The 2,000-nt window shown below is 50.9% G+C and carries 3 protein-coding genes and 1 pseudogene; 1 reads left to right on the top strand and 3 read right to left on the bottom strand.

Annotated features, from left to right (window positions below; all coding sequences use genetic code 11):
- On the top strand, positions 1-190 hold a 190-nt coding region (locus tag PSSD_RS28310), incomplete at its 5' end, for a hypothetical protein (RefSeq protein WP_235589310.1).
- A gap of 130 nt (positions 191-320) precedes the next feature.
- Here the strand turns inward: PSSD_RS28310 and PSSD_RS25800 are convergent.
- From PSSD_RS25800 to PSSD_RS27895, 3 genes and pseudogenes are all read right to left on the bottom strand, one after another.
- Complete coding sequence (locus PSSD_RS25800) at positions 321-650, bottom strand: RrF2 family transcriptional regulator (RefSeq protein ID WP_052127597.1); 330 nt, start codon at positions 648-650, stop codon at positions 321-323.
- Positions 651-768: 118 nt separating this feature from the next.
- Positions 769-1,584 (bottom strand): annotated as a pseudogene (locus PSSD_RS28305) (ISNCY family transposase); the annotation flags it as partial.
- 157 nt (positions 1,585-1,741) lie between these two features.
- Positions 1,742-2,000 (bottom strand): helix-turn-helix domain-containing protein (locus tag PSSD_RS27895; protein ID WP_167347713.1); only part of this gene is annotated, 259 nt, incomplete at its 5' end.

The following is a 2,000-nucleotide window of genomic DNA, read 5'->3' as shown; positions in this document are numbered from 1 at the left end:
TGGACTGGGGAGAGATGTGTCTGTACGCATCATGGTATGGAGTGATTTACATGCTTCGCTAAAAAATTCCCTGATAATTTCAGCCGACCCTCGCTGGATAGAAGCGATTCGCTATGCGATTTCGCGAGTTAAGTCGTTCAAGCATAATGCAATGGCATCCCATGCAGCACGTGTGGCTTCCCATGCCTGAGCCGCAAATGAACAGAATTAATTCACTTTATTTGAGCGAATGGTCATGGCAGGAAAGCAAATAGCCGGATTGCAGCAGTACATCAACAAACAGCGCAAGTGATTACGTATGACGAGTCACTCCATTATGTTCAGGTCTTAGAAATTTGAGCTGAGTTCTGCAAATCTTTAAGCGATACCGAAATGAGAGCCCTGACCACTGGATAAGGAGTGTCTGAGGCACTGAAGGCTGACAATATGTCAGTTACGGTAATGCTGGCGGGATTACGGGATAATGCGTAACCGCCGTACATGCCGGGCATACTCTTAACCAGGCCTTCATCCCTGAGCACCGCTATCAGACTTTCAAGGTAACTAACAGAAAGTGAAACTTCTGAAATTAAATCTCTGACAGGTATAACTTTCTCCTCACTCAGAGCCATCATGATATTTAAAGCGTTGTTCTGTTTACTGGTAAGCATCCTTTAGAAGCCCGTTAATTTTCTCTTTCAAAAGAATACCACTATTGTCGGGGATGGTGATCCAAATGGATCGGCATAGCTGAATCCACCGACAAGAACTGACGGTTAGCCCAACACCGGCATTGGCGTTATCAATGCCGGTGATGTTCTCCAGCCGCATCTCCTTGACCAGCCGGTCCTGTAGCGTCAGATTGGCGCGTTCGACACGGCCTTTGGCCTGCGAACTGTTGGCACAGATTAGATCAATGTTCAGATCTCGTGTAGCGCGCGTCCGAACTGCGTGATGCCGGTACGTCGTGTTTCGGCCTGACTGACGCGGAACACCGCATGCTTGTCACTGTAAAACGCCACCGGCTTGCCGTGTTTATCGATATAGTCGCGGGTGGCCACCATGTAATCAAAGGCAGACTCAATCTGACAAAAGCGCAGATGCATAAGACGGCCAGTCGCGTCGTCAACATAAACCAGAAGGCAGCATTTTGGTGCGCGGCCTTCGAACCAGTCATGGTGTGAGCCGACGATCTGGATAAGCTCGCCAAGGCAATCCCGCCGCAGGCGCGGCTGATAAATCCGGGGCTGACGGCGGGCGTGTGGGATTCAGAGTCCGTCCGCCGTCATCCAGCATCGTAGCGTCTCAACTGAAATCGTAATCCCGTGACGCTCCTGAAGTTTTTCTGCTGCAAGTGTGGGACCGAAACCCACGTAATTTTCACGTAGCAGCGTCAGTATGCGGTGGCGCAGAGCCTCATCGATGCGATGCGTGCCGGGCTTTCCAATCGGTAAGACCGGCTGCACCAGACTCGCGGTAGTGGTTCATCAGCCGCTGAACCTGACGTTCGGTGAGATCCAGCTGAGAGGCAGCATCGCGGCGACGCAGACTTTTTTCAGTAACAGCCTGAATGACGGAAAGACGGTGAAGTTCTTTGTTCGACATGGTCACCAGCATAAGCAGAGATCTCCCAGAAAAGGTGGCAAACGCGCCGCATCTCCTTATCAAATTGGACTCTATAATGAATGTCTATCCATTATTAAGATGTCGCCTTCTTGGCTAAGTTAAAGTGTCATCTGTTACATGGACAGAGTCTGGCTGGTCAGAGTCTATCTTTCGGATGGGCTACCCAGGTCTTCTCGGCAATCATCAGCTTCCTGACGGTCTCTTTGGAGATGCTCAGCCCAAATCCTGTGTTAAGTAAGCGCCATGCACCGGTAGGGCTCATACCCCGGCAGCGGGTACGAATAAGCTTCACCACCTGAGATTTCAGCTCTTCGTTCAGCTGATAGTTGCTGGGTTTTCCCCGGCGAAGATTTATCACACCTGTCCGGCCGGATTCGCGGTAGCGGCTGACCAGA

Source organism: Type-D symbiont of Plautia stali (assembly GCF_001485335.1).
GTDB lineage: Bacteria > Pseudomonadota > Gammaproteobacteria > Enterobacterales > Enterobacteriaceae > Pantoea > Pantoea vagans_C.
The sequence above is the reverse complement of the archived record's forward strand: the minus strand, read 5'-3'. Positions and strand labels throughout refer to the sequence as shown.